This is a genomic window from Streptomyces sp. NPDC048659 (genome assembly GCF_040650575.1).
Lineage (GTDB): Bacteria > Actinomycetota > Actinomycetes > Streptomycetales > Streptomycetaceae > Streptomyces.
The window spans coordinates 49,984-70,827 of sequence record NZ_JBEZHM010000010.1 but is presented as its reverse complement, the minus strand read 5'-3'; the positions used below and the strand labels follow the sequence as shown (position 1 = coordinate 70,827).

General features: G+C 74.4%; 19 protein-coding genes. All 19 read right to left on the bottom strand.

Annotated elements, in window-relative coordinates:
* Positions 1 to 28: 28 nt before the first annotated feature.
* Entirely contained in the window at positions 29 to 1,432 is a 1,404-nt protein-coding gene (locus AB0C99_RS10725) for a GTP-binding protein (RefSeq protein ID WP_362472490.1), read from the bottom strand.
* 2 nt (positions 1,433 to 1,434) lie between these two features.
* Entirely contained in the window at positions 1,435 to 2,424 is a 990-nt protein-coding gene (gene cysD, locus AB0C99_RS10720) for a sulfate adenylyltransferase subunit CysD (RefSeq protein WP_362472487.1), read from the bottom strand.
* Positions 2,421 to 2,966: an adenylyl-sulfate kinase gene (gene cysC, locus AB0C99_RS10715; RefSeq protein ID WP_362472484.1), complete on the bottom strand. Its 546-nt coding sequence runs from the start codon at positions 2,964 to 2,966 to the stop codon at positions 2,421 to 2,423. Before cysC ends, cysD begins: the two co-directional genes overlap by 4 nt.
* Positions 2,963 to 3,928 (bottom strand): LnmK family bifunctional acyltransferase/decarboxylase, encoded by a 966-nt coding sequence (locus AB0C99_RS10710; RefSeq protein WP_362472481.1) that lies wholly within the window; start codon positions 3,926 to 3,928, stop codon positions 2,963 to 2,965. The genes cysC and AB0C99_RS10710 overlap by 4 nt, the downstream gene beginning before the upstream one ends.
* Entirely contained in the window at positions 3,925 to 5,016 is a 1,092-nt protein-coding gene (locus AB0C99_RS10705; RefSeq protein ID WP_362472479.1) for a histidinol-phosphate transaminase, read from the bottom strand. The genes AB0C99_RS10710 and AB0C99_RS10705 overlap by 4 nt, the downstream gene beginning before the upstream one ends.
* A gap of 68 nt (positions 5,017 to 5,084) precedes the next feature.
* Positions 5,085 to 5,315 carry a phosphopantetheine-binding protein gene (locus AB0C99_RS10700; RefSeq protein ID WP_362472476.1) on the bottom strand — a complete coding sequence of 77 codons (231 nt, stop codon included), beginning with the start codon at positions 5,313 to 5,315 and terminating at the stop codon, positions 5,085 to 5,087.
* Positions 5,316 to 5,370: 55 nt separating this feature from the next.
* Positions 5,371 to 6,408 (bottom strand): 4-hydroxy-2-oxovalerate aldolase, encoded by a 1,038-nt coding sequence (dmpG, locus tag AB0C99_RS10695; RefSeq protein WP_362472473.1) that lies wholly within the window; start codon positions 6,406 to 6,408, stop codon positions 5,371 to 5,373.
* Positions 6,405 to 7,298 carry an acetaldehyde dehydrogenase (acetylating) gene (locus AB0C99_RS10690; protein ID WP_362472470.1) on the bottom strand — a complete coding sequence of 298 codons (894 nt, stop codon included), beginning with the start codon at positions 7,296 to 7,298 and terminating at the stop codon, positions 6,405 to 6,407. Before AB0C99_RS10690 ends, dmpG begins: the two co-directional genes overlap by 4 nt.
* Positions 7,299 to 7,350: 52 nt before the next feature.
* Entirely contained in the window at positions 7,351 to 8,148 is a 798-nt protein-coding gene (locus AB0C99_RS10685) for a fumarylacetoacetate hydrolase family protein (protein ID WP_362472468.1), read from the bottom strand.
* Between the two features lie 304 nt (positions 8,149 to 8,452).
* Complete coding sequence (locus tag AB0C99_RS10680; protein ID WP_362472465.1) at positions 8,453 to 9,430, bottom strand: helix-turn-helix domain-containing protein; 978 nt, start codon at positions 9,428 to 9,430, stop codon at positions 8,453 to 8,455.
* Positions 9,431 to 9,496: 66 nt separating this feature from the next.
* Positions 9,497 to 9,862 (bottom strand): hydroxyisourate hydrolase, encoded by a 366-nt coding sequence (gene uraH / locus AB0C99_RS10675; protein ID WP_362472462.1) that lies wholly within the window; start codon positions 9,860 to 9,862, stop codon positions 9,497 to 9,499.
* 310 nt (positions 9,863 to 10,172) lie between these two features.
* A complete protein-coding gene (locus AB0C99_RS10670; protein WP_362472459.1) occupies positions 10,173 to 10,502 on the bottom strand; it encodes a hydroxyisourate hydrolase in 330 nt (109 codons plus the stop codon).
* A 281-nt stretch (positions 10,503 to 10,783) separates the two neighbouring features.
* Positions 10,784 to 13,897, bottom strand: coding sequence for a BTAD domain-containing putative transcriptional regulator (locus AB0C99_RS10665; protein ID WP_362472456.1), 3,114 nt, complete (start codon positions 13,895 to 13,897; stop codon positions 10,784 to 10,786).
* A 166-nt stretch (positions 13,898 to 14,063) separates the two neighbouring features.
* Positions 14,064 to 16,814, bottom strand: coding sequence for an AAA family ATPase (locus tag AB0C99_RS10660; protein ID WP_362472454.1), 2,751 nt, complete (start codon positions 16,812 to 16,814; stop codon positions 14,064 to 14,066).
* A gap of 173 nt (positions 16,815 to 16,987) precedes the next feature.
* Positions 16,988 to 17,203 (bottom strand): MbtH family protein, encoded by a 216-nt coding sequence (locus AB0C99_RS10655; RefSeq protein WP_362472451.1) that lies wholly within the window; start codon positions 17,201 to 17,203, stop codon positions 16,988 to 16,990.
* A gap of 103 nt (positions 17,204 to 17,306) precedes the next feature.
* Complete coding sequence (gene lat, locus AB0C99_RS10650; RefSeq protein WP_362472448.1) at positions 17,307 to 18,626, bottom strand: L-lysine 6-transaminase; 1,320 nt, start codon at positions 18,624 to 18,626, stop codon at positions 17,307 to 17,309.
* Between the two features lies 1 nt (position 18,627).
* Positions 18,628 to 19,272, bottom strand: a complete 645-nt coding sequence (locus tag AB0C99_RS10645; RefSeq protein WP_362472445.1) for an HAD family phosphatase — start codon at positions 19,270 to 19,272, stop codon at positions 18,628 to 18,630.
* Positions 19,272 to 20,162, bottom strand: coding sequence for a dTDP-4-dehydrorhamnose reductase (gene rfbD, locus AB0C99_RS10640; RefSeq protein WP_362472442.1), 891 nt, complete (start codon positions 20,160 to 20,162; stop codon positions 19,272 to 19,274). Before rfbD ends, AB0C99_RS10645 begins: the two co-directional genes overlap by 1 nt.
* Positions 20,162 to 20,836: an RraA family protein gene (locus AB0C99_RS10635; RefSeq protein WP_362472439.1), complete on the bottom strand. Its 675-nt coding sequence runs from the start codon at positions 20,834 to 20,836 to the stop codon at positions 20,162 to 20,164. The genes rfbD and AB0C99_RS10635 overlap by 1 nt, the downstream gene beginning before the upstream one ends.
* Positions 20,837 to 20,844 lie beyond the last annotated feature (8 nt).

Here is a 20,844-nt window from a genome sequence, read left to right as displayed (position 1 = left end):
CGCCCGGGCTCCCCCGGCCCGCGCGGGCTCAGAAGTCCCAGCCGGCCTCGTCGGCCCCGGTCCCGGCCTCGGCGCCCGTATCGGCCTCGGCGTCGGCGGGCGCGCCGAAGGAGGCGCCCGCCATGCCCGCCGTCAGGGTGGTGCCGTCGCCGGGGTCGATGAGGAGGAAGGAGCCGGTGCGGCGGGATTCGGCGTACGGGTCGACGGGCAGCGGCTCGGCGGTGCGGAGCCGGATCCGGCCGATGTCGTTGGCCGCGAGGGCCCCGGAGTGCGGGCGCAGCGACAGGTCGTCGAGGCGGAGCCGGGCCGTGATGTCCTCGACGAGCGCCTTGACGGTGCGGGTGCCGTGCTTGACGAGGACGCGGTGGCCGACGGTCAGCGGCCGGTCGGCGACGTGGCAGACGGTGGCCTCGATCTCCTGGACGGGGGTCGGGGCGCCCGAGGCGGGGGCGATCAGGTCGCCCCGGGAGACGTCGAGGTCGTCGGCGAGCAGCACGGTCACCGAGTCCCCGGCGCGGGCGCTCTCCACCGGCCGGCCGAGCCGGTCGATGCCGGAGATCCGGGTGGTGCGCCCGGAGGGCAGCACGGTGACCTGTTCGCCGACGCGCAGCGTGCCGGCCGCGAGCTGGCCCGCGTAGCCCCGGTAGTCGGGGTGCGTGGCCGTCCGCGGGCGGATGACGTACTGGACGGGGAAGCGGCCGGGCCGCCCGGACTGGGCGTCGCCGTCGTCGTCGTCGAGCGGGACGGTCTCCAGGTGTTCGAGGACGGTCTTGCCGCCGTACCAGTCCATGTGCGCCGAGGGCTCCACCACGTTGTCCCCGGCGAGCGCCGAGATCGGGACGGCGGTGACGGCGGGGACGCCGAGCCCGGCGGCGTGCTCGCCGAACTCGGCGACGATCGTGGCGAAGACGGGCTCGCGGTAGCCGACGAGGTCCATCTTGTTGACGGCGAGGACGAGGTGCGGGACGCGCAGCAGGGCGGCGACGGCGGCGTGCCGGCGGGTCTGCTCGACGACGCCGTGGCGGGCGTCGACGAGGATCACGGCGAGGTCGGCCGTGGAGGCGCCGGTGACCATGTTGCGGGTGTACTGCACGTGGCCGGGGGTGTCGGCGAGGATGAACCGGCGCCGGGCGGTGGCGAAGTAGCGGTGGGCGACGTCGATGGTGATGCCCTGTTCCCGTTCGGCGCGCAGGCCGTCGGTGAGGAGGGCGAGGTCGGGGGCGTCCTGGCCCCGCCCGGCGGAGGCGCGGGTGACGGCCTCCAGCTGGTCGGCCAGGACGGCCCGGGAGTCGTGCAGGAGGCGGCCCACCAGGGTGGACTTGCCGTCGTCGACGGAGCCCGCGGTGGCGAACCGCAGCAGGCCGCCGGCCGGGAGACCGGTGGCCGGCTGTCCGGCGGGCACGGGTGTGGGGGATGTCGTCGTGGGCGTCATGCTCAGAAGTACCCCTCGCGTTTGCGGTCCTCCATGGATGCCTCGGAGAGCCGGTCGTCGGCGCGGGTGGCGCCGCGCTCGGAGAGCCGGGCGGCGGCCACCTCCGTGATCACCTGGTCCAGGGTCACGGCCGCCGAGTCGACGGCCCCGGTGCAGGACATGTCGCCGACGGTGCGGTAGCGGACCAGCCGCCGCTCGACGGTCTCGCCGTCCCGGGGGCCGCCCCAGTCGCCGACGGGCAGCCACATCCCGGAGCGGCGGAAGACCTCGCGCTCGTGGGCGAAATAGATCTCCGGCAGCTCGATGCCCTCGCGGGCGACGTACTGCCACACGTCGAGCTCGGTCCAGTCGGAGAGCGGGAAGACCCGGACGTGCTCGCCGGGGGCGTGCCGCCCGTTGTAGAGGCGCCAGAGTTCGGGGCGCTGGCGGCGCGGGTCCCACTGGGAGAAGCGGTCGCGGAGGCTGAAGACCCGTTCCTTGGCGCGGGCCTTCTCCTCGTCGCGCCGGGCGCCGCCGAAGACCGCGTCGAAGCCCTCGGCGCGGATGGTCTCGGTCAGCGGCAGGGTCTGGAGGGGATTGCGGGTGCCGTCGGGGCGTTCGGTGAGCACACCTCGGTCGAGGTAGTCCTGTACGGAGGCCACATGGAGGCGCAGCCCGTGTGCGGCGACCACACGGTCGCGGTAGGCGAGGACCTCGGGGAAGTTGTGTCCGGTGTCCACGTGCAGCAGGGCGAACGGGAGGGGTGCGGGCGCGAACGCCTTCAGCGCGAGGTGCAGCAGGACGACGGAGTCCTTGCCGCCGGAGAAGAGGATCACCGGGCGTTCGAACTCGCCCGCCACCTCCCGGATGATGTGCACGGCCTCGGCCTCCAGCACGTCCGCGTGCGTCCGCGGCTCCGCCCCGGCCACGGCGGGCGGGGGCGGCACCGGCGCCGCCGGTGCGGGCACGGCGGCCGGTGTCGTCGCGGTCGTCGCGGTCGTCGCCGTCGTCATGCCAGCCCCCTCTCCCGCAGCAGCGCCAGCAGCGCCCGCGTCGACTCGGTCCCGGTCTGCTCGTGGGCCGGGAGCCGCAGCTCCGGCGCCGCCGGCGGCTCGTACGGGTCGTCGACGCCGGTCAGCCCGGAGAGTTCGCCGCGCGCCTGGCGGGCGTAGAGCCCCTTCACGTCGCGCCCGGCGCAGACCTCGACCGGTGTCGCCACGTGCACCTCGACGTACGCGGTGCCGGCGGCCTCGTGCCGGGCGCGGACCTCCGCGCGGGCGTCCACGTACGGGGCGATCACGGGCACCAGCACCGTGACGCCGTGCGCGGCGAGGAGCTGCGCGACGTAGCCGACGCGGCGCACGTTCACGTCCCGGTCCGCGCGGGAGAAGCCGAGGTCGGCGGTGAGGTGGGCGCGCAGTTCGTCGCCGTCGAGGATCTGGGTGCGGCGCCCGGCGGAGCGCAGCGCCTCGGCGGCGGCGCGGGCGATGGTGCTCTTGCCGGCGCTGGGCAGCCCGGTCAGCCATACCGTCGCTCCGACGGCGGCGGCGCTCACGGCGCACCCGCGGTGCCGGGGGCGAGCTCGGTCTCGATCGCGGTGACGGCGATCAGCTGCCCGGTCGCCGCGTCGCGCAGGGCCATGTCGGCGGTCTCGGTGCCCGGGTCCGTGTCGGAGCGCCAGCGCCGTACGGTGACGGTGAAGACCGTGCCGGGGTCGGCGTTGCCGAAGTAGCCGATCTTCTGGTCGGTGACCTTGCGGCGCAGGAACTGCTCGTCCGTGCGGCCCAGGGACCGCCACAGGCGCAGCAGCATGGTGTCGAAGACGGCGAAGTAGGAGGCGAAGTACATCAGTCCGGCGCCGTTGAGGTCGCGGACGACGTCCAGGGTGTACGGGAACGTCAGCGGTTCGCCCGCCTCGTGGCAGCCGGGCGGTCCCTCGGGGTGGAAGCTGCCGGTGGCCCGGGCCCGGCCGACGAGCGAGCGCGGCGAGTACGCGTTGGGGAGCGGCGCCAGGTCCTGGTAGGCGAAGTCGGGGGGCGTGACCTGGGCGAGGCCCCGGTTGCTGCCCTCGGTGGTGCGGGCGATCCAGCGGTTGAAGTTCTCCGCGTAGAGGCAGTGCGGGTGCGGGTGTTCGTACACCTCGGCCGGGTCGAGCGGCCCCTCGGGCAGGTCGAGGCCGGCGGGGGCCAGCCGGTGCAGGGTGATGACGGACTGGCCGCCGAACTGGAACGAGCGGGAGTCGACGCGCAGTTCGTCGCCGAAGGTCAGTCCGTGCGGGTGGACGGTCTCGCCGCCGCGCACGTGGAAGTAGTAGAAGGACAGGTAGGCGGGGTCTCCCCCGGCGGTCCTGGCGGCGTGCACGTTGATGCCGCAGGAGGCGGCGACGACGTCCCAGGTCCAGTCGCCGATGCGGCCGAAGACCAGGGAGCCGCCGCTGCACATGCCGGGGGCGACGACGACGTGCCGGGTGACGCCCGTGAGGGCGGGGGCCGGGCGGGCGGTGTCGAGGGTGGTCACGCGCCGGTCTCCTTCCGGGTGCCGCGCCAGGCGTCCGCCGCGGCGAGGAAGCGGTCGTCGTCCTCGGCCGTGCCGATGGACACGCGGACGCCGACACCGGCGAAGGCCCGTACGGCGACCCGTCGTCCGGCGCACCAGGCGCCGAAGTCCGCTGTGTCGGGGCCGAGCGGCAGCCAGACGAAGTTGGCCTGGCTGTCGGGGACCGTCCAGCCCTGGCGGAGCAGGGCCTCGCGGACGCGGGTGCGTTCCGCGACGGTCTCCTCGACGCGTGCCAGCAGCGGTCCGGCGAGGCCGAGGGCGGCGACGGCCGCTTCCTGGGCGGCGCTGTTCACCGCGTACGGGAGGCTCGCCTTGCGGAGCCGTTCGACGACCCAGGGGTCGCCGATCAGGTAGCCGGTGCGCAGCCCGGCGAGGCCGTACGCCTTGGAGAAGGTGCGCAGCACGACCAGGTTCGGGTGGTCGGCGATGAGGCCGAGGGCGCCGGTGGGCTCGCCGCCGCGCACGTACTCGTGGTACGCCTCGTCGACGGCGACCAGGCAGTCCCGGGGGACGGCGGCGACGAACTTCCGCAGCTCCTCGTGGCCGAGGAGGGTGCCGGTGGGGTTGTTGGGGTTGCAGACGATCACGAGCCGGGTCCGGTCGGTGATCCGGTCGGCCATGGCCCGCAGGTCGTGGTCGTGGCTGTGCTCGCGCAGCGGCACGGGGACGGCGGTGGCCCCGGACAGGGCGGCGAGGGTGGGGTAGACCTCGAAGGAGGGCCAGGCGTGGACGGCTTCGGCGCCCGGTTCGGCGACCGCGTGGAAGAGGGTCTGGAGCAGGGCGACGGATCCCGCGCCGACGGCGACGTGGTCCTCGGTGGTCCCGTGGGCGCGGGCGAGGGCGCGGATCAGCTCGCCGCAGCCGGGGTCCGGGTAGCGGTTCACCTCGGTGCCGGCCCGGGCGACGGCCTCGGCGATGCCGGGCAGCGGGGTGTGCGGCGACTCGTTGGCGGACAGCGGGCTGGGGCGGTCGGCCGGGTCCTGGAGGCCGGCCGCGGGCGTGTAGGCGGCGACGGTCTCCAGGACCGCGCGCAGGCGTGGGTGAGACATGGGGCTCCCAATGGAGAGGGCACCGCCGCGGCCGGTCGCGGGGGCGGTGCCGGGATCGACGGTGGGGCTCAGCCTCCCGGCCGGCGCTCCGCCATCAGGCGGGCCACGTCGGCGAGGGTGCCGGCGTCGAGCAGTTCGTAGTCCTGCACCTCGATGCCGAGGCGCGCGTCGAGCGCGGCGGCGAGCTCCAGCACGGCGAGGGAGTCGAGCCCGACCTCCTCGCGGGTGGCCGTCGGCGCGATGTCCTCGGCCCGTACGTGCAGTTCGCTGACCAGGATGTCCTTGAGTTCCTCGTACACGTCCGGCTCTTCCCTCGTCGTGCTCGCCCGAACGGAAGCCGCGGGATTGCGGCGTTCACGCACTGCGGGCCGCCTTCAGGGCGAGGGCGACCTCGACGATGAGGTCCTCCTGGCCCGCGACGGCCTGTCTCCTGCCCAGTTCGAAGAAGACGTCGCGCGGATCGACGTCCTCGCGCCGGGCGACGTCCAGGACCCGGGTCTTGAAGCCGGAGAAGACTCCGGCGAGACCGCTGACGACGCTCACCGAGTCGATGGTCGGCGGGGCCGGCATCAGTTCGCGTTCGGCGAGGTCGGCCGCGTCCAGGAGTCCGTACAGGTCGATGCCGGTGCTGAAGCCCATCCGTTCCAGGACTGGTACGAGGACTTCGAGCTGGGTGTTCCCGGCGCCCGCGCCGAAGCCTCGGGCGCAGGCGTCGAGGATGTCGGCGCCCGCCTCGACGGCGGCGACGGAGTTGGCGACGGCCATGCCGAGGTTGTTGTGGGCGTGGAACATCACGGGCACGTCGACGGCCTCGCGCATGGCGCCGACGCGCGCGGTGACGTCGGCGGGCAGGTAGTGGCCGGAGGAGTCCATGATGCCGACGGCGGTGGCGCCGAACCCGACCAGCCGGGCGCACTCCTTCGCGAGCCGCTCGGGGCTGGCCATGTGGCTCATGAGGAGCACGGCCTGGGCGTCGACGCCCCGGTCGCGCAGGTAGCCGAGGTGCCGTTCGGCGAGGTCGCCCTCGGTGCAGTGGGTGCCGACGCGGACCACGTCGGCCTCGTGGGCGACGGCCCGTTCGAGGTCGGCGGTGGTGCCCCAGCCGGGCAGCATGAAGACGGCCATCCGGCTGCGGGTGAGGGCCTCGCGGACGGTGGACAGCATGGTGTCGTCGTCGAGGCGGGCCTGGCCGACCTGGAGGGAGGAGGCGCCGAGGCCGTTGCCGTGGCCGATCTCGACGACCGGGATCCCGGCGGTGTCGGCGGCCTCGGCGTAGGCGCGGAGCTGTTCGCGGCCCAGTTGGTGGCGGACGGCGTGGTGTCCGTCGCGGAGGGACGCGTCGTGGATGAGGACCCGCTTCCCGGCGGGGCCGGCGGGGGGTGCTGCGCTCATGACGTCTCCGTACCGATGCGCGCCGGGCCGGCCGCCGCGCCGCGTTCGGCGATGTGGACGGCGGCGGAGTTGATGATGTCGAGGTTGCCCGCGTAGCGGGGGATGCGTCCGCCGGTGGAGGTGACCTCGGCGGCGACGAAGACCTTGTGCTCGTCGACGACGCGGGCGGTGATCCGGTAGCCGGGGGCGAAGGAGCGGACCTGCGCGGCGGCCGTGGTGACGGCCGCCTCCACGGAGGCGGCGCCGAAGCCCTCGCCGAGCAGGGACATGGCGACCCGGAAGGTCGCCGGGGGTCTGGCGGGGCTGACGTTGAGGATCGCCTTGACGTCCTTGACGCCGGTGAACTCGCGGACGGCGTCCTGGGTGGTCTCGATGTACTCGTCGAGGTTGAGCCGGGTGGAGCGGCCGACGCTGGGGCTGGCGGCCGTGGTGACGACCTCGACGTAGTCGACGCGGTGGCTCTGGGTGATGGCGTGGAGGACCGGGATGGACGCCTGCCCGCCGCAGCTGATCATGTTGATGTCGGCGCAGCTCAGGGCCTCCTCCCCGTTGACGCTGGGGATGACCATCCGGCCGACCTTGCTGGGCGTGAGGTCGACGAGGCGGGCCCCGGTGGCGCGCAGGAGTTCCGCGTGCTCGGCGTGGGCCATGGCGTTGGTCGCGTCGAACACGATGCCGAACGGCTCGGGGGCGTCGAGCAGGGACTCGATCCCGCGCGTCCCGATGGGAAGTCCGAGTTCGGCCGCCTGGCGCAGGCCGGGCGTCTTCTCGTCGCGTCCCACGACCAGGCCGCACTCCAGGTACTCCGAACGCATGATCTTCTCGGCCAGATCGACGCCGATGAGGCCGGCGCCGAGGACGGCCACGGGCAGGCGCCCGTTTCCCTTCATGGCTGCATCGCCCTTCCCTGTCTAGAGGTGCGCCGTGAGGCGCGTCGGTGGTCTACGCGTCGCCCACGTGGAGCGTGACGGTGCCCAGCCGGTCGAACTCGGCGACGAAGCTGTCGCCGGGGGCCATGGGGACCGCGGCGTGGAGCGCGCCCGTCATGATCAGCTGGCCCGCTTCGAGGGTCACCCCGTGCTCGCCGAGGACGTTCGCCAGCCAGGCGACCACCGCGGTCGGGTCCCCGAGGGCGGCGGCGCCGGCGCCGGTCGCCACGAGTTCGCCGTTGCGGGAGAAGGCCATGCCGATGAGGCGTACGTCGCAGTCGGCGGGCAGCTCGCACGGCGGGCCGAGCACCACGGCGCCGTTGGAGGCGAGGTCGGCGACGGTGTCCGCGAGGCGGATCCGCCAGCCCTCGATGCGGGAGTCGACGATCTCCAGGCCCGCCATGACCTCGGAGACCGCGGCGCGGGCCTCGGCCGCGGTCACCCCGGGGCCGCGCAGCGGCGCGCCGAGCCGGAAGACGATCTCCGCCTCGACCTTGGGCGCGATGAACGCCCCGTCCGGTGTGGTGGCCCCGTTCTCGTACACGGTGGAGGCGAGCACCGGCCCGTAGTCGGGGGTGGTGACGCCGAGGAGCTGCTGCATCGGGGCGGAGGTGAGTCCCGCCTTGTAGCCGATGACCGTGTCGCCGGCCTCGGTGAGCAGGGCGACCAGTTCTCGCTGGATGGCGTAGCCGTCGTTCATGTCCAGCTCGGGCTGGGCGTCGGTGAAGGGGGGGATGGGGCGTCCCGTGGCTCGTGCCTCGTAGAGCGCCTTGGCCTTGAGTCTGACGTCGTCGTCCACCGGGATGTCCACTCCGCTCCTGTCCGAGCTGCCTGGTCTGTCTGCTCTGCCTGGGTTTCCTGCGTTGCCTGGGTTGCCTGCGTTGCCTGGGTTGCCTGCGTTGCCTGGGTTGGTGGCTGAACTGCCCGCTGCCGTACGCGCGTTCCGCGTCGTGGTACGAGGAGGTGCCGCGCGCGGACCGGGTCGCGCGGACCGGCGGTGCGGATCGGGGCGGGGGCGGCCGGCCGCGGGGCTCGCGGGCCGCGGGCCGTCCCCTCGTCGCGCGTCTCACCGTAACGACGAAGTGTGCGGCGCAGAAGGTTTTCCCTCGGCGGCCTCAGCGGACCGCCCGCCAGGGGCCGTCGACCGGGTCGCCGCGCTGCATCCCGGCGGCCAGCCGCTCCCACTCGCGGGCGTAGTGGCTCATGACCTCGGTGAGGGCGCGGGCGCAGTGCGGGGGCACGGCGGCGAGCAGCTGTTCGCCGGCCGCGAGCCCCTGGGCCTGCCCGTTGAGCCACCGCAGCAGGGCCCGGCCGCTGTCGGTGAAGCGGAGCGAGGGGTCGTTGGCCAGCACGTCGAGGGCGCGGACCCGCAGCGCGGCGGCGGCCGGTCCCCGCTCGGCGGGGCCGGGGTGGGAGCCGGGGCCGGGCGGTCCGGTGCGCAGTTCCTGCCGCAGCCGGTGGGCGGTGCTGACGGAGACCCCGGCCTCCTGGGCGACCTCGCGCAGGGTCGCGCGGGGCCGTTCGGCGAGCAGCGAGCGGGCCTTGCGGCGCCGTTCGGGCATGTCGGCGGGGCGGGCCCGGCCGTCCCTGCCGACCCGGTGGACCAGGGGGTTCGACTGAGGAGATTCCTCAGTCGAACGCTGCCCCCGCAGGACCCCTACGGTCTTCGGCGACACCCCTGTGACGGCGGCGATGGCCCGGTCCGACCAATGCGGGTGGCTGCCGAGGATGCGCCGTACGGCGGCCTTGCGGTCGCCGAGGGTCAGCGGCAGTCCGTGGGCGATGTTGGCGTGCACCGAGCGGATGAAGAGGTCGGCGGCGGCGCCGTCGACGTGCCGGACGGCGATCGCGCTCTCGCCGCGCAGGACGGCGGCGCGCAGCCGGTGCATCCCGTCGATGACCCGGCCGGTCTCCCGGTGCACGAGGATCGGTTCGAAGGCGGTGCCGCTCTCCGCCAGGGCCCGTGCGTGGCCCTCGTTCAGGCCGGCCAGCCGCGGCGAGTCCGCCGGCAGCAGGGATCCGACCGGCACCGTGCGGACCGGTGCCGTGTGCGTGGTCGCCGTGTGCGCGGCCGACTGCGTGGTGTCCGGCAACTCCCTCACCCCTTCTGCCTGCTGCGGTGCCCCGGTGCCGTGTCCGCGGGTGCCGTCCGCCGGGTCTCAGACCCTTCCGGCCGCCCGCGCCGTCGCGGGGACGTGGCCCCGGTAGGTGGTGTACGAGAAGGGGCTCACCAGCAGTTGGATGTGCAGGTCGCTGGGGTCGCCCTGGTGGTGGAGCGAGACGATGACCTCCGCGTAGAGGCTGTCGACCGCCCGTTCGGCGAAGTAGTCGCCGGTGTCGAAGACGAGCCGGTACGCGCCGGGCGCGAGGGGCCCGGGGCTCAGGGAGCCGATGGTGCCCGCGCTGTCGGTGCGGGTGCGGGCCACCACGGGCCAGTCGCCGTGGTCCCGGGCATGCAGGGTGACGGCGAGGTCCGCCACCGGGCAGCCGTTGGTCGAGTCGATGACCCGTGCCGAGATGCTCACCGGTTCAGCCCCAGATGGTGTCGTCCGTGGTGAAGAAGCCACCGAAGCCACCGAAGCCGACCAGGGTGTTCAGCAGTGCCAGCATGTTTTCTCTCCCCTACGGAAACTCGCGACCCGGAGGCCCGGGTGGACGACTCCAGTTCTAGTGAGCTCCGTTTTCGTCCTCCTACTGGAACGCTAAGTACTCGCTAAGCGCGGGCGGCGGGCCGCCTGGGGAAGGGGTCTCCTTCGCCGTGGGGCGGGCCGCGGCAGGGGGACGACCGGGGTTGGGGGCCGTCCGTCGTCGCAGGTCGGCGGGGGTGGGCCGGCGCTATCGGGCGACGGCGCTCACCGCGTAGCCGTGCGGGGCGATGACGATGGGGATCTCCTGGTCGCACTCCCATTCGGCGAAGGCGACCGCGATGTGGCTGTAGAACGGGCGCATCCCGAGGGTGGTGAAGTACCGGTCGGTCTCCAGGACCAGCCGGAAGGGGCCGGGTTCGTCCTCGGGCAGGGCGGGGCGGTCGAGCCGTCCGTCCTGCCCGGTGAGCCCGTGCCAGACGGTGCGCCACTCGTCCGGGCTCTGCCGTTCGAGGCGGACCATCAGCCCGTCGACGGGCCGCCCATTGGTTCCATCAGAGACACACACTCCGAGCTTCACGTGACACCGGCCTCATCGATTGCGTGCTGGGTGGACGGGGCGCCGGATGCGCCCCGCCCGCGAGATCTCGGTCCCGCCGCGACCGCGGCGTCCCCGCGCGGCGCCGAGGCGGGCATCCTGACACGCGGCCGGTGGGGGCGTGGGCGTTTTCGCACCCCGCTGGCCGGTTCCGGTGCCGCCCCGGGCCCGAGGGGCCGGTACGGGGCCGCCGGCGGGGCCCGGCGCGGGGGGCGGCGGGCCCGGTACGGGGGCGGCGCCGCCGGGCGCTCCGGGAGCGGGGGTCAGCCGGTGCTCGCCGGGGCGTAGGCGGCGGCCGCGGCCGCGTCGTCGGAGGCCGCGCGGACCTCCTCCATGAGCCGTAGCGCCTGTTCCTGCCACCGGGTGGCCTGCATCCGCCCGAAGACGTCGAGGGCCGCCCGGATGTGCTCCTTGGCGCGTTCATGACTGCCCTTGTCGGCTGCGACCTCGCCGAGCGAGAGCTGGATCCGGCCGATGGCCAGATACTCCCGGGCCCGGGAGGCGATGCCGGCGGCCTCTTCGAGCATCTCGTAGGCGGCGTCGTGGCTGCGCTGGCGGGAGCGGACCATGGCGAGGCCGCGCAGCACGTAGCACTCGCCGACCGGGTCGCCCACGGAGCGGACCGTGTCGAGGGCCTGGCCGAACACGTACTCGGCCTCGGTGATCTCGTCGATCTGGAGGTGCGCCTCCCCGAGCCGGCACAGGATCTGGGCGCGGACCCGCCGGTTCCCGGAGCGCTCGACGGCGGCGAGCCCGGCGGCCATCGTCTCCTTGCCCTCGGCGATCAGGCCGCGGTCCAGGTGGATCTGGGCCATGTTGCTGAGGACATGGGCCTCGGCGGTGGAGTCGTTGACCTCGGCGAGCATGGCCAGCGCCCGCTCGTAGCCGGTCATCGCCTCGTCCAGGCGTCCCTGGATGCGGTCGACGAAGGCGAGGTTGCGCAGCGCGAGGGCCTCGCCGTGGACGTCGCCGACCTCGCGGAACAGCTCGCGGGCGGGCCCGAGCCGGCCGCGGGCCTCGTCCATCTTGTACTCGAACATGTGCAGGGCGCCGAGGGAGTACAGCATGGCGGCCTGGCCGCGCCGGTTGTCGTTGTGGCGGGTGACGGCGAGCGCGATCTCGTGGGTGGTGCGCCAGTCGTCGAAGTAGCCGTACATCTCGAAGAGGGTGACGAGGGTGAGCGCCAGGTCCCAGCAGAGCTCGTCGAGTCCGGCCCCGGCGGCCTGCCGGACGGCCGTGATCAGGCCGGCCCGCTCGTCCTCGAACCAGCGCAGCGGGTCGTCGAGTTCGCGATCGAGGACCGAGGCGTCGAGCGGCAGCCGGGGGGCGTCGCCGTGGATGAGGGTGTGGTCGCCGCCGTACGCCCGGCGGTGGGCCTCCTCGACCAGCATCAGCCAGGTGCTCAGCACCCGGGCCAGGACGGCGGAGCGCTCGGCGGTGTTCTCGTGCTCGGCCAGGCACTCCTGGGAGTAGACCCGGACCAGGTCGTGCAGGCGGTAGCGGGGGCGGCGGCCCCTGACCACCTCGACGTCGACGAGCTGGGCGTCCACGAGGAACTCCAGGACGTCCTCGGCGTCGGTGGCGTCGAGGTCGAGCAGCGGCGCGGCGACCCAGCTGGAGAACTCGGCGGCCTCCAGCATGGACAGCCGGCGGAAGAGGCGCTGCGCGTCGGGGGGCAGGCCCTGGTAGACCATGGCGAGTCCGGCGCGGACGCCGACGCCGCCGTGGGTGAGCTCGTCCAGCCGCTGGCTCTCGTCGCGGAGCCGGGACACCATCTTGGCCAGCGGCCAGTGCGGGCGGGCGGCGAGGCGGGCGGCGACGATCCGCAGGGCGAGCGCGAGGTTGCCGCAGAGCTCGATCAGCTGGAGGGCGCTGGGCAGTTCGCTCTGGACGCGGTCGGCACCGAGGATGCGGCTCAGGAGCTGGAGGGCCTGTTCGGTGGAGAACACGTCGATCTGGACCGAGCTCGCGCCTTCGAGCCCGGCCAGCCGGGAGCGGCTGGTGATGAGGACCGGACAGTTCGACGAGCCGGGTAACAGCCAGCGCACCTGCTCCTCGTCGATGGCGTCGTCGAGGACGATGAGCATCCGCCGGTCGGCGATGAGGTTGCGGAAGAGCTCGGCGCGCTCCTCGATGGCCGGGGGCATGGTGGAGCCGGGGATGCCGAGGCTGCGCAGGAAGCGTTCCAGGATCCGGGCGGGCAGGATCGGCTGGGCCGAGGGTCCGCGCAGCTTGGCGAACATCTGGCCATCGGGGAATCGTTTCGCCAGGGAGTGTCCGAGATGTACGGCGAGGGTGGTCTTGCCGACGCCGCCCCGGCCGGTGATGGAGACGATCCGCAGCGCGTACGAGGACTCCGTCTCGTCCTCCAGCAGCCGCTTGAGCCGGGCGAGCAGCTCGTCGCGCCCGGTGAAGTCGGCGATGGCGCCGGGCAGCAGGCGGGGCACGGGCGGCGGCTCGACGGCGGCGGTCGCCCCGGAAGGCACGGCGGGCACGGCGGGCACGGCGGACCCCGAGGGCGCCGCGGCCACGCCGGGCGTGCCGGGAGCGCCGGGCGCCGTCGAGGCGGCCGGCCCGGGGGCCCGGGCGGCGGGCACGGCGAGGGCGGGCACACCCGCCGGGGGCGGCCCGTCCAGCCGGCCGGACAGGATCGACTCCTGGAGCCGGCGCAGCTCCTCCCCCGGCTCGATGCCGAGCTCGTCGATCAGCTCGCGCCGGCCGCGCCGGTAGATCTCCAGCGCCTCCGCCTGCCGCCCCGACCGGGACAGCGCCACCATCAGCTGGGCGCGCAGGTGTTCGCGCAGCGGGTTCTGCATGACGAGGTCGATCAGGCGCGCGACCAGCGGCTGGTGCAGCCCGAGGGCGAGCCGGGCGTCCACCCACTGCTCGACGACGGTGAGCCGCTGCTCGTCGAGGCGGGCGGCGGGGGCCTGGAGGACGGTGCTGGTGATGCCGCCGCCGAAGCAGGCGGAGCCGCGCCAGAGTCCGAGCGCGGTCTCGAAGGCGGCGGCGGCCTCCTCGAAGCGGCCGGCCTCGGCGGCGGCACGGCCGGCCGTCGCGGCGCCCTCGAAGACGTGCAGGTCCAGCTCGCCGTCGGCGACCTCGACGAAGTAGCCGGGCGACCGGGTCTGGATGACGTCCGGCAGGCCGGCCTTCGCCATGCTCGCGCGCACGATGGAGACGCAGATCTGGATCTGGGCGCGGGCGGTCGGCGGCGGGGAGTCGCCCCAGACGGCGTCGACGAGCGTACCCATGGGTACGATCCGGTTGGGTTCGAGCAGCAGGACGGCCAGGACGATGCGCTGACGCTCGGCGGTGATCAGCGCCGGGCCACCGGGACCGAGCACTTCCAACGGCCCGAGTAATCGAAAGCGCATGACCGTCCTTCACATCCACGACACAGTTTCCGCCGGTCAGCTACGCGCAGCAACACCATATCTACCTAACCCGATCGGGTCTGTCCAGTGAGCGGTGTGCCGGAAGTGGCCGGGGGGACCGGGCCGGGAGGAGGGCCGGGAGACGGGCCGGGAGGAGGGCCCGCCGTCAGCGCCGCCGCGCGTCGGTGAGGTCCCCGGCGGCGGGCCCGCCCAGCAGCGGCGGAAGGTCGGCGCGGCGGCTGATGCGCAGCTTCCGGTAGGTCCGGGTCAGATGCTGCTCGACGGTGCTGACGGTGACGTGCAGGCCCTCGGCGATCTCCCGGTTGGAGCAGCCGACGGCGGCCATCGAGGCCACCCGGCGCTCGGCCTCGGTGAGGCCGTCGCCGCCGTCGGCGGGGGTGGGCAGGGCGGTGGCGCTCTCCACGGCGAGCCCGCGGACCAGGGCCTCGGCGTGGCAGTCGGCGGCCACGATGACGGCGCGGCGCTCGGCCGCCGCGGCCCGGCGGAACTCGCCGAGGGTGCGGTAGGCGCGGGCCAGGTCGGCGAAGGCGAGGGCGAGTTCGTAGCGGTCGCCGTCGTCGGACTGGAGCAGCTCGGCGGCCTGCCGGAGCAGGCCGGGCCGGTGCGCGGGGGCGCTGGCCCCGGCGAGGACCCGGCTCGCGGTGCCCCGCACCCGGCTCGGCATGAAGGTGAACCGGGCCTGCTGCTCGGCGAGCAGCCGCTTGGCCTCCTCGGGGCGGCCGAGGCCCAGGTAGACCTCGGCGGCGTCGGTGCGCCAGGGGATCAGGCCGGGGGTGTCCATGCCCCACTGGGCGAGCCTGGCGCCGCAGCGGCGCAAGTCCTCCAGGGCCATCTCCAGGTAGCCGGTGGCGAGTCCGAAGCGGGCCCTGGCGTACAGGTAGTGCATGCCGTAGCGGGTCTCGAACATGGCGTCCGGGACGCGGTGGTCCAGGTGGGCCTGGGCCTCGTCGTAGCGGCCCATGGCGGTGGTGGCGAGGACGAGGGTGCTGAGGGGGGCGCCCACGGTCACGCCCCAGCTGATCGGCGGGAGCAGGGTGAGGGCCTCGGTGGCGTGGCGCCGGGCGTCGTTCAGGTCGCCGCGGCGCAGGGCTATCTCGGCCCGTACGGCGCCGAGTCTGGCCCGCCTGCTGGGGGTGTGGCGGGAGCGCATCCGGTCCAGGAACAGGTCGCACCAGGCGCCGGCCCGTTCGGCCCGGCCGCTGTAGGCGAGGGCGAGGAGGGCGCTCTCGACGGTCTCGGTGGACAGTTCGTCGGGCCGGGTGCCGTGCAGCACCCGCTGGGCGATGCCGACGGCCTCGTGGTTGGGGCCCTCGCCGAGCACGGCGGCGAGCGCGGAGACGGCCTGGAGGCGGCGGTCGGCGCTCACCGAGTGGGTGGGGGGCCGTCCGGCGGCGGAGCGGGGGCCGAGCGCGGGCAGGAAGGAGGGGTAGGTGTGGCGGAGCCTGCGCCGGGTGATCTGGAGTTCGGTGGCGGTCTCCGGGTCGGCGGGCTGGCCGGCCCCGGCGAGGTGGCCGAGGACCTCCTGGGCCTGTTCGAAGCGCCCGTGCCAGAGCAGCGCGCGGGCCAGGGTGAGGGCGTCGGCGCCGCGCAGGCAGCCCTTGCGCATGGCCTCGACGAGTTCGCCGAGCCGGCCGCTGGACACGCCGGGGTTGATGCTCCACTCGGCGCGGATCAGGGCGGCGGTGAGGCGGGAGCGGCGCTGCGGGTCGGTGCAGACGGCGCGGGCCAGCCGGAGGCATTCGACCGCGCGGTCGGCGGCGCCGTCGCGCAGGGCGTGCGCGGCGGCGTCCTCCAGCGCGGGCAGCGCCCAGGGCTCCTCCAGGACGCCGCCGCCGGCGCCCCGCAGGTGGTCGGCGACCACGTCGGTGCCGGCGCCGCGCTCGTGGGCGAGGACGGCGGCGCGGGCGTGCAACCGAGCGAGCTCCTCGGGGTCGGCGGCGCCGGTGACGGCGGCGCGGGCGGCCTCGTGCCGGAAGCCGTCCATGGTGAGGAGGCCGCCCGCGATGAGCGCGTGCACCGCCTCGGTGGTACGGGCCGGGCCGAGGTCCACCAGGTCTTCCAGGTGGTCGAGTTCGCCCAGGACCAGGTAGCCGTGGAGCGCCGTGGCCATGTCCGGGCAGCTGCGGCGCAGGCAGGACAGGACGGCCTCGCGGTAGCGCGGTCCGGCCTCGCCGCCGCCGAGGTGGTCGCGGACCAGGGCCTCGACGAGCAGCGGGTTGCCGCCGCTGTAGGCGTGCCAGTCGGCGGCGCGCTCCTCGGCGACGGTGTCCCCGAGGTGCTGGGCGGTGAGCCGGCGCACCCCGGCCGGGGAGAGCGGGGTGACCTCGGCGCGGTGGCAGTTGGGCTGGCGCAGCAGGTCGGCGGCGAAGCGGAAGTCGGTGTCGCAGCCGTGGCCGCCGTGGGTGAAGACGGCGAGGACCCGGGCGGTGTTGAGGCGCCGGGCCAGGTAGGCGAGGCAGGTCAGGGACGCCTGGTCGGCCTGTTCGACGTCGTCGACGGCGAGGTAGAGCGGGCGGCGTTCGGCCAGCTCCAGGAGGAGGGCGCAGAGCCCGTGGACGATGGCGGGGTCGAGCCCCGGGCCGGTCGTGCCGGTGCGGTGCCGGGCGGCGTGCACGCCCTCCTCGACGAGGGCGACGGCGCGGGCCCGGTCCGTCTCGTCGAAGGGGGCCTCGTCCACGAGCTGCCGGACGACGCCGAGGGGCAGGTGCCGTTCGTCCGCCGAGGCCAGGGCCGTGAGCGGGAGCAGTCCCAGGCTCGGGGCCCGATCGGCGAAGTGGTGCATCAGGACGCTCTTGCCCGCCGCGACCGGTCCGGAGACCAGGACGGCGCGTCCTTGGCCCTCCCCCGCCCGTTCGGACAGTGCGGTCAACAGCGCCAACGGTGCTTCGCGCTCCACCAGTTCCACCGTGAACTCCTCCCCTGCCGTCGCCGAGGCGGCCCATGTTTCCCGCCGTGCTCATCGACCGGCTATCAGCGCGCTATCGATGATTTCGCGGGGCTTTCCGGGAGAACGCGGCCAGGGACCGCGCGGCCTTGCCGCGGGGTCCCTGGCGGTGCGGGGCGGAGGCGTCAGCCGGTCTGGCTCATCGCCTCGACGAGGCTCTTGGGCCGCATGTCCGTCCAGTGCTCGTTCACGTAGTCCAGGCACGCCTGGCGGGTGGTGGTGGGCAGGGCGACGGTCCAGCCGGCCGGGACCTCGGCGAAATCCGGCCACAGGGAATACTGCTCCTCCGCGTTGACCAGAACGCGGTAGGAGGCGTTTTCGTCCTCGAACGGATTGCTCATGACCTTCGCACTCCTCAATTGCCGGTGAAATAGAGAGCCGCCCGAATTCTTGTCGCGCGGTCCGGTGCTGACAACCCCTATGTCCCCGTACTGCCGGGGCCGTTCACCGCACGTCGAGCGAGGTCAGCACGGTGTCCAGGGCGGCGACGCCCCGGTCGAGCTCCCCGGTCCCGATCGTGAGGGCGGGGCGGAACCGCACGGCGCGCGGGCCGCCGGGGAGCAGCAGGACGCGGTGGCTGCGGCGCAGCCGGTTCAGGACCTCGTCGCGGGTCGCGGTGTCGGGCAGGTCGAAGGCCCACATCAGGCCGAGCCCGCGGACGTCGCGTACGAGGGCGGGGTGGGCGGCGGCCAGGTCGGCGAGGAGCCGGCCGAGGTGGGCGCCGGTGGTCTCGGCGGCGGCCATGAGCCCGTCCCGTTCGATGATCTCCAGGACGCGGGTGGCCCGCACCATGTCGGCGGTGTTGCCGCCCCAGGTGGAGCCGAGCCGGTCGGGCACGGCCAGCGCCCCCTGGGGCACCTGGTCCACCCGGCCGCCCGCCATCAGGCCGCAGACCTGGGTCTTCTTGCCGAAGGCCACGACGTCCGGTTCGAGTCCGAGCCGCTGGTACGTCCAGGGCGCGCCGGACAGTCCGCAGCCGGTCTGCACCTCGTCGAGGACGAACAGGACGTCGTGGTCGTGGCAGAGCTCCTGCATCCGCAGCAGGAACTCGCGGCCGAGGTGCCGGTCGCCGCCCGCGCCCTGGACGGGTTCGGCGACGAAGCAGGCGATGCGGCCGGCGCGCTCGGTGAGGTGGCGCCGGGCGGTGTCGACGGCCTCGCGTTCGGCGCCGGGGACGGGCAGCGGGACGCGGGGCCAGTCCCAGGCCGGGTAGCGGGCGGTGACGGTGGGCGAGGTGTTGGTGAGGCTGAGGGTGTAGCCGCTGCGGCCGTGGAAGGCGCCCTCCATGTGGAGGACTTCGAGGGGCGCGGCCGGGTCGGCGCCGGGGCGCTGGGCCCGCCAGTCGAAGGCGACCTTGAGGGCGTTCTCGACGGCGAGGGCGCCGCCGTCGATGAAGAACAGGTGCGGCAGCCGGGGGTCGCCGAGCACCCGGCGGAAGGCGGCGGCGAAGCGGGCGTACTGCACGGTGTAGATGTCGGAGTTGGTGACCTTGTGCAGGGCGGCCCGGGTGAGTTCGGCCAGGAACGCGGGGTCGTCGGCCATGTCCGGGTGGTTCATGCCGAGCGGCAGCGAGCCGTAGAACGTGAGCAGGTCCAGGTACTCCTCGCCGCCGCGCGCGTCGACGAGGGTGCTGCCGCGGCTGCGCTCCAGGTCGAGGACCAGGTCCAGGCCGTCCATCAGGACGTGCCGGGAGAGTTCCGCCAGGGCGTTGTCCGCCGTGATCGCCGTGGCCGGCGGGTGCGGCGCGTTCGCCGTGATGTCCATGTCACACCTCGTTGTGCTGATAGCGCCGCGGGTCCAGCGCGTCGAGGCCGGGGAGCACCGCGTCGGCGTCGGCCAGCGCGGCGGCCCCGGCGGGTTCCCAGGGCACGGCGACGCAGCGCAGGCCCGCGGCCAGGGCGGCGCGGACCCCGGTCGGGGAGTCCTCGACGGCCAGCGCCTCGGCGGCGGCCAGGCCGGCCCGGTCCAGGGCGAGCAGGTACAGGTCCGGTGCGGGTTTGTGCCGGTCGGTGTCGTCGCCGGTGACCAGGAAGGCGAAGCGGTCGCGCAGCCCGAGCCGCCCGAGGTGGCCCGCGACCCAGGCGTACGGGCTGCTGGAGACGACCGCGGCGCCCCGGGCGCCCGCCAGGAGCGGCTCCAGGCCGGGCCGGGCGGGGGCGGCGGAGCACCGGAGGGCCCGCCGTTCCCGCTGCCAGGCCCATTCGGCGCCGGTGACCGGGCGGCCGAGGCGGCCGGCGAGGTCGGCCAGGGCGAGGCGCGCCCCGGCCGAGTTGCCGAGCATCTTGGCCCGTACCCCGGGGTCGAAGGGCACGCCGAGCCGGTCGTACAGGTCCTGCCAGGCGAGCAGCGCGGCGCGTTCGGTGTCGCAGACGACGCCGTCGAAGTCGAGCAGCAGGAACGGGAGGGGCATCAGCGGCTCACCGGCCCTCGGTCGCCCGCGGTGAGCAGGGCGCAGTAGCGGGCGAGGGCGTCGGTCCAGTGCGGCATCGCGTGGACGAAGGCCGCGGCGCGGGTGCTGTCCAGGCGGGAGTCGCGCGGCCGGCCGCCGACGAAGCCGGCCTCGGCCATGGACATGGGCACCGGGTGGGCGGTGCCGAGCCGTTCGGCGAGGGCGAGGCCGACCTGGTACCAGCTGGCCCGGCCCCGGTTGGCGATGTGCAGCAGGCCGCGCACGGCGAGGGCGCCGGGCAGCAGCCGCACCAGCGCGGAGGCCAGGTCGGGGAGGTACGTGGGGCTGCTGAACTGGTCGTCGATCAGCCGGGGCCGGCCGCCGTCCAGGAACTCCCGGGCGGCGGCGAGGACCTGGTCGAGGCGCGGGTCGGTGCCGCCGTAGAGCCAGGAGGTGCGGACCACGAGGTGGTCGGGGACGGCTTCGACGATCCGTTCGCCGGCGAGTTTGCTCAGGCCGTAGACGCTGACCGGGGCGGGGATGTCGTCCTCGTTGTAGCCGGCCGGGCCGGGGGCCCGGCCGTCGAAGACGTAGTCGCTGGAGATGTAGATCAGCCGGCTGCCGTGGCGGCGGCAGGCGTCCGCGACGTGGCGGGTGCCGGCGACGTTGACGCGCAGGGCCAGGGCCGGGTCGCGTTCGCAGGAGTCGACGACCGCGTTGGCGGCGGTGTGCACGACGACGTCGGGGCGGAAGGCGTCGACGGAGGCGCGGACGGCGTCGGCGTCGCCGATGTCGAAGTCGGCGAGGGAGACCCCGTGGACCGGCCAGTCGGCCGTCTCCGGGCGGCTCGCGAGCTCGTGCCGCAGGGCGGTGCCGAGCATCCCGTCCGCGCCGGTGAGGTAGACCCGCATCACAGGTGCCCGAACTCGGCGATGAGTTCGGCGACGGAGAGCCCGGAGCTGATCTTGTCGCGGATGACGCGCTCGCGGTCGATGTTCATCCGGGTGCGCTCCAGGACGGCGGCGGCGTCGTCCTTGGGGACGACGGCGATGCCGTTCTCGTCGGCGACGACGATGTCCCCGGGGTTGATGACCTGGCCGTCGACGACCACGGGCACGTTGACCTGGACGGGCTCGGTGCGGTCGTGGACGGCGGTGGGCGAGGGGCGCGGGACGGTGCTGCGGTACCAGACGGGGAAGTCCAGGTCGCGGATCTCGTCGACGTCGCGGACGGCGCCGTCGACGATGCCGGCGGCGATGCCGATCTGCTGGGAGAGGGTGGACATGAGGCCGCCCCACATCGCGGTGCGGGTGGTCTCGTGGCAGGCGACGACGATGACGTCGCCGGGCTGGGCCTGGACGAGGACCGGCATGCAGTCGACGAGGTCGTCGATGGAGAGGTTCACGGTGAGCGCCGGTCCGGCGATCTTGTGGTGGTGCTTGACGGGCAGCAGCCCGCCGATGGCGCCGACGCGGCGGCGGGCGTCGGTGACGAGGCAGCTCGGGCTGTACTCGGCGAGTACGGCGCGGAAGCCCTCGACGATCTCCAGGGGCGGCCGGTCGAGTGCGTTGCGGACGGTCTCCACGGTGGTTC

Excerpts from the sequence above, each read along its gene's own strand:
- cysD (WP_362472487.1), bottom strand. The coding sequence starts at position 2,424 with ATGACGACGGCGACGACCGCGACGACCGCGACGACACCGGCCGCCGTG.
- AB0C99_RS10690 (WP_362472470.1), bottom strand. The coding sequence starts at position 7,298 with ATGAAGGGAAACGGGCGCCTGCCCGTGGCCGTCCTCGGCGCCGGCCTC.
- dmpG (WP_362472473.1), bottom strand. The coding sequence starts at position 6,408 with ATGAGCGCAGCACCCCCCGCCGGCCCCGCCGGGAAGCGGGTCCTCATC.
- AB0C99_RS10655 (WP_362472451.1), bottom strand. The coding sequence starts at position 17,203 with ATGAGCAATCCGTTCGAGGACGAAAACGCCTCCTACCGCGTTCTGGTC.
- rfbD (WP_362472442.1), bottom strand. The coding sequence starts at position 20,162 with ATGCGGGTCTACCTCACCGGCGCGGACGGGATGCTCGGCACCGCCCTG.
- lat (WP_362472448.1), bottom strand. The coding sequence starts at position 18,626 with ATGGACATCACGGCGAACGCGCCGCACCCGCCGGCCACGGCGATCACG.
- AB0C99_RS10705 (WP_362472479.1), bottom strand. The coding sequence starts at position 5,016 with ATGTCTCACCCACGCCTGCGCGCGGTCCTGGAGACCGTCGCCGCCTAC.
- AB0C99_RS10665 (WP_362472456.1), bottom strand. The coding sequence starts at position 13,897 with ATGCGCTTTCGATTACTCGGGCCGTTGGAAGTGCTCGGTCCCGGTGGC.
- AB0C99_RS10645 (WP_362472445.1), bottom strand. The coding sequence starts at position 19,272 with ATGCCCCTCCCGTTCCTGCTGCTCGACTTCGACGGCGTCGTCTGCGAC.
- AB0C99_RS10725 (WP_362472490.1), bottom strand. The coding sequence starts at position 1,432 with ATGACGCCCACGACGACATCCCCCACACCCGTGCCCGCCGGACAGCCG.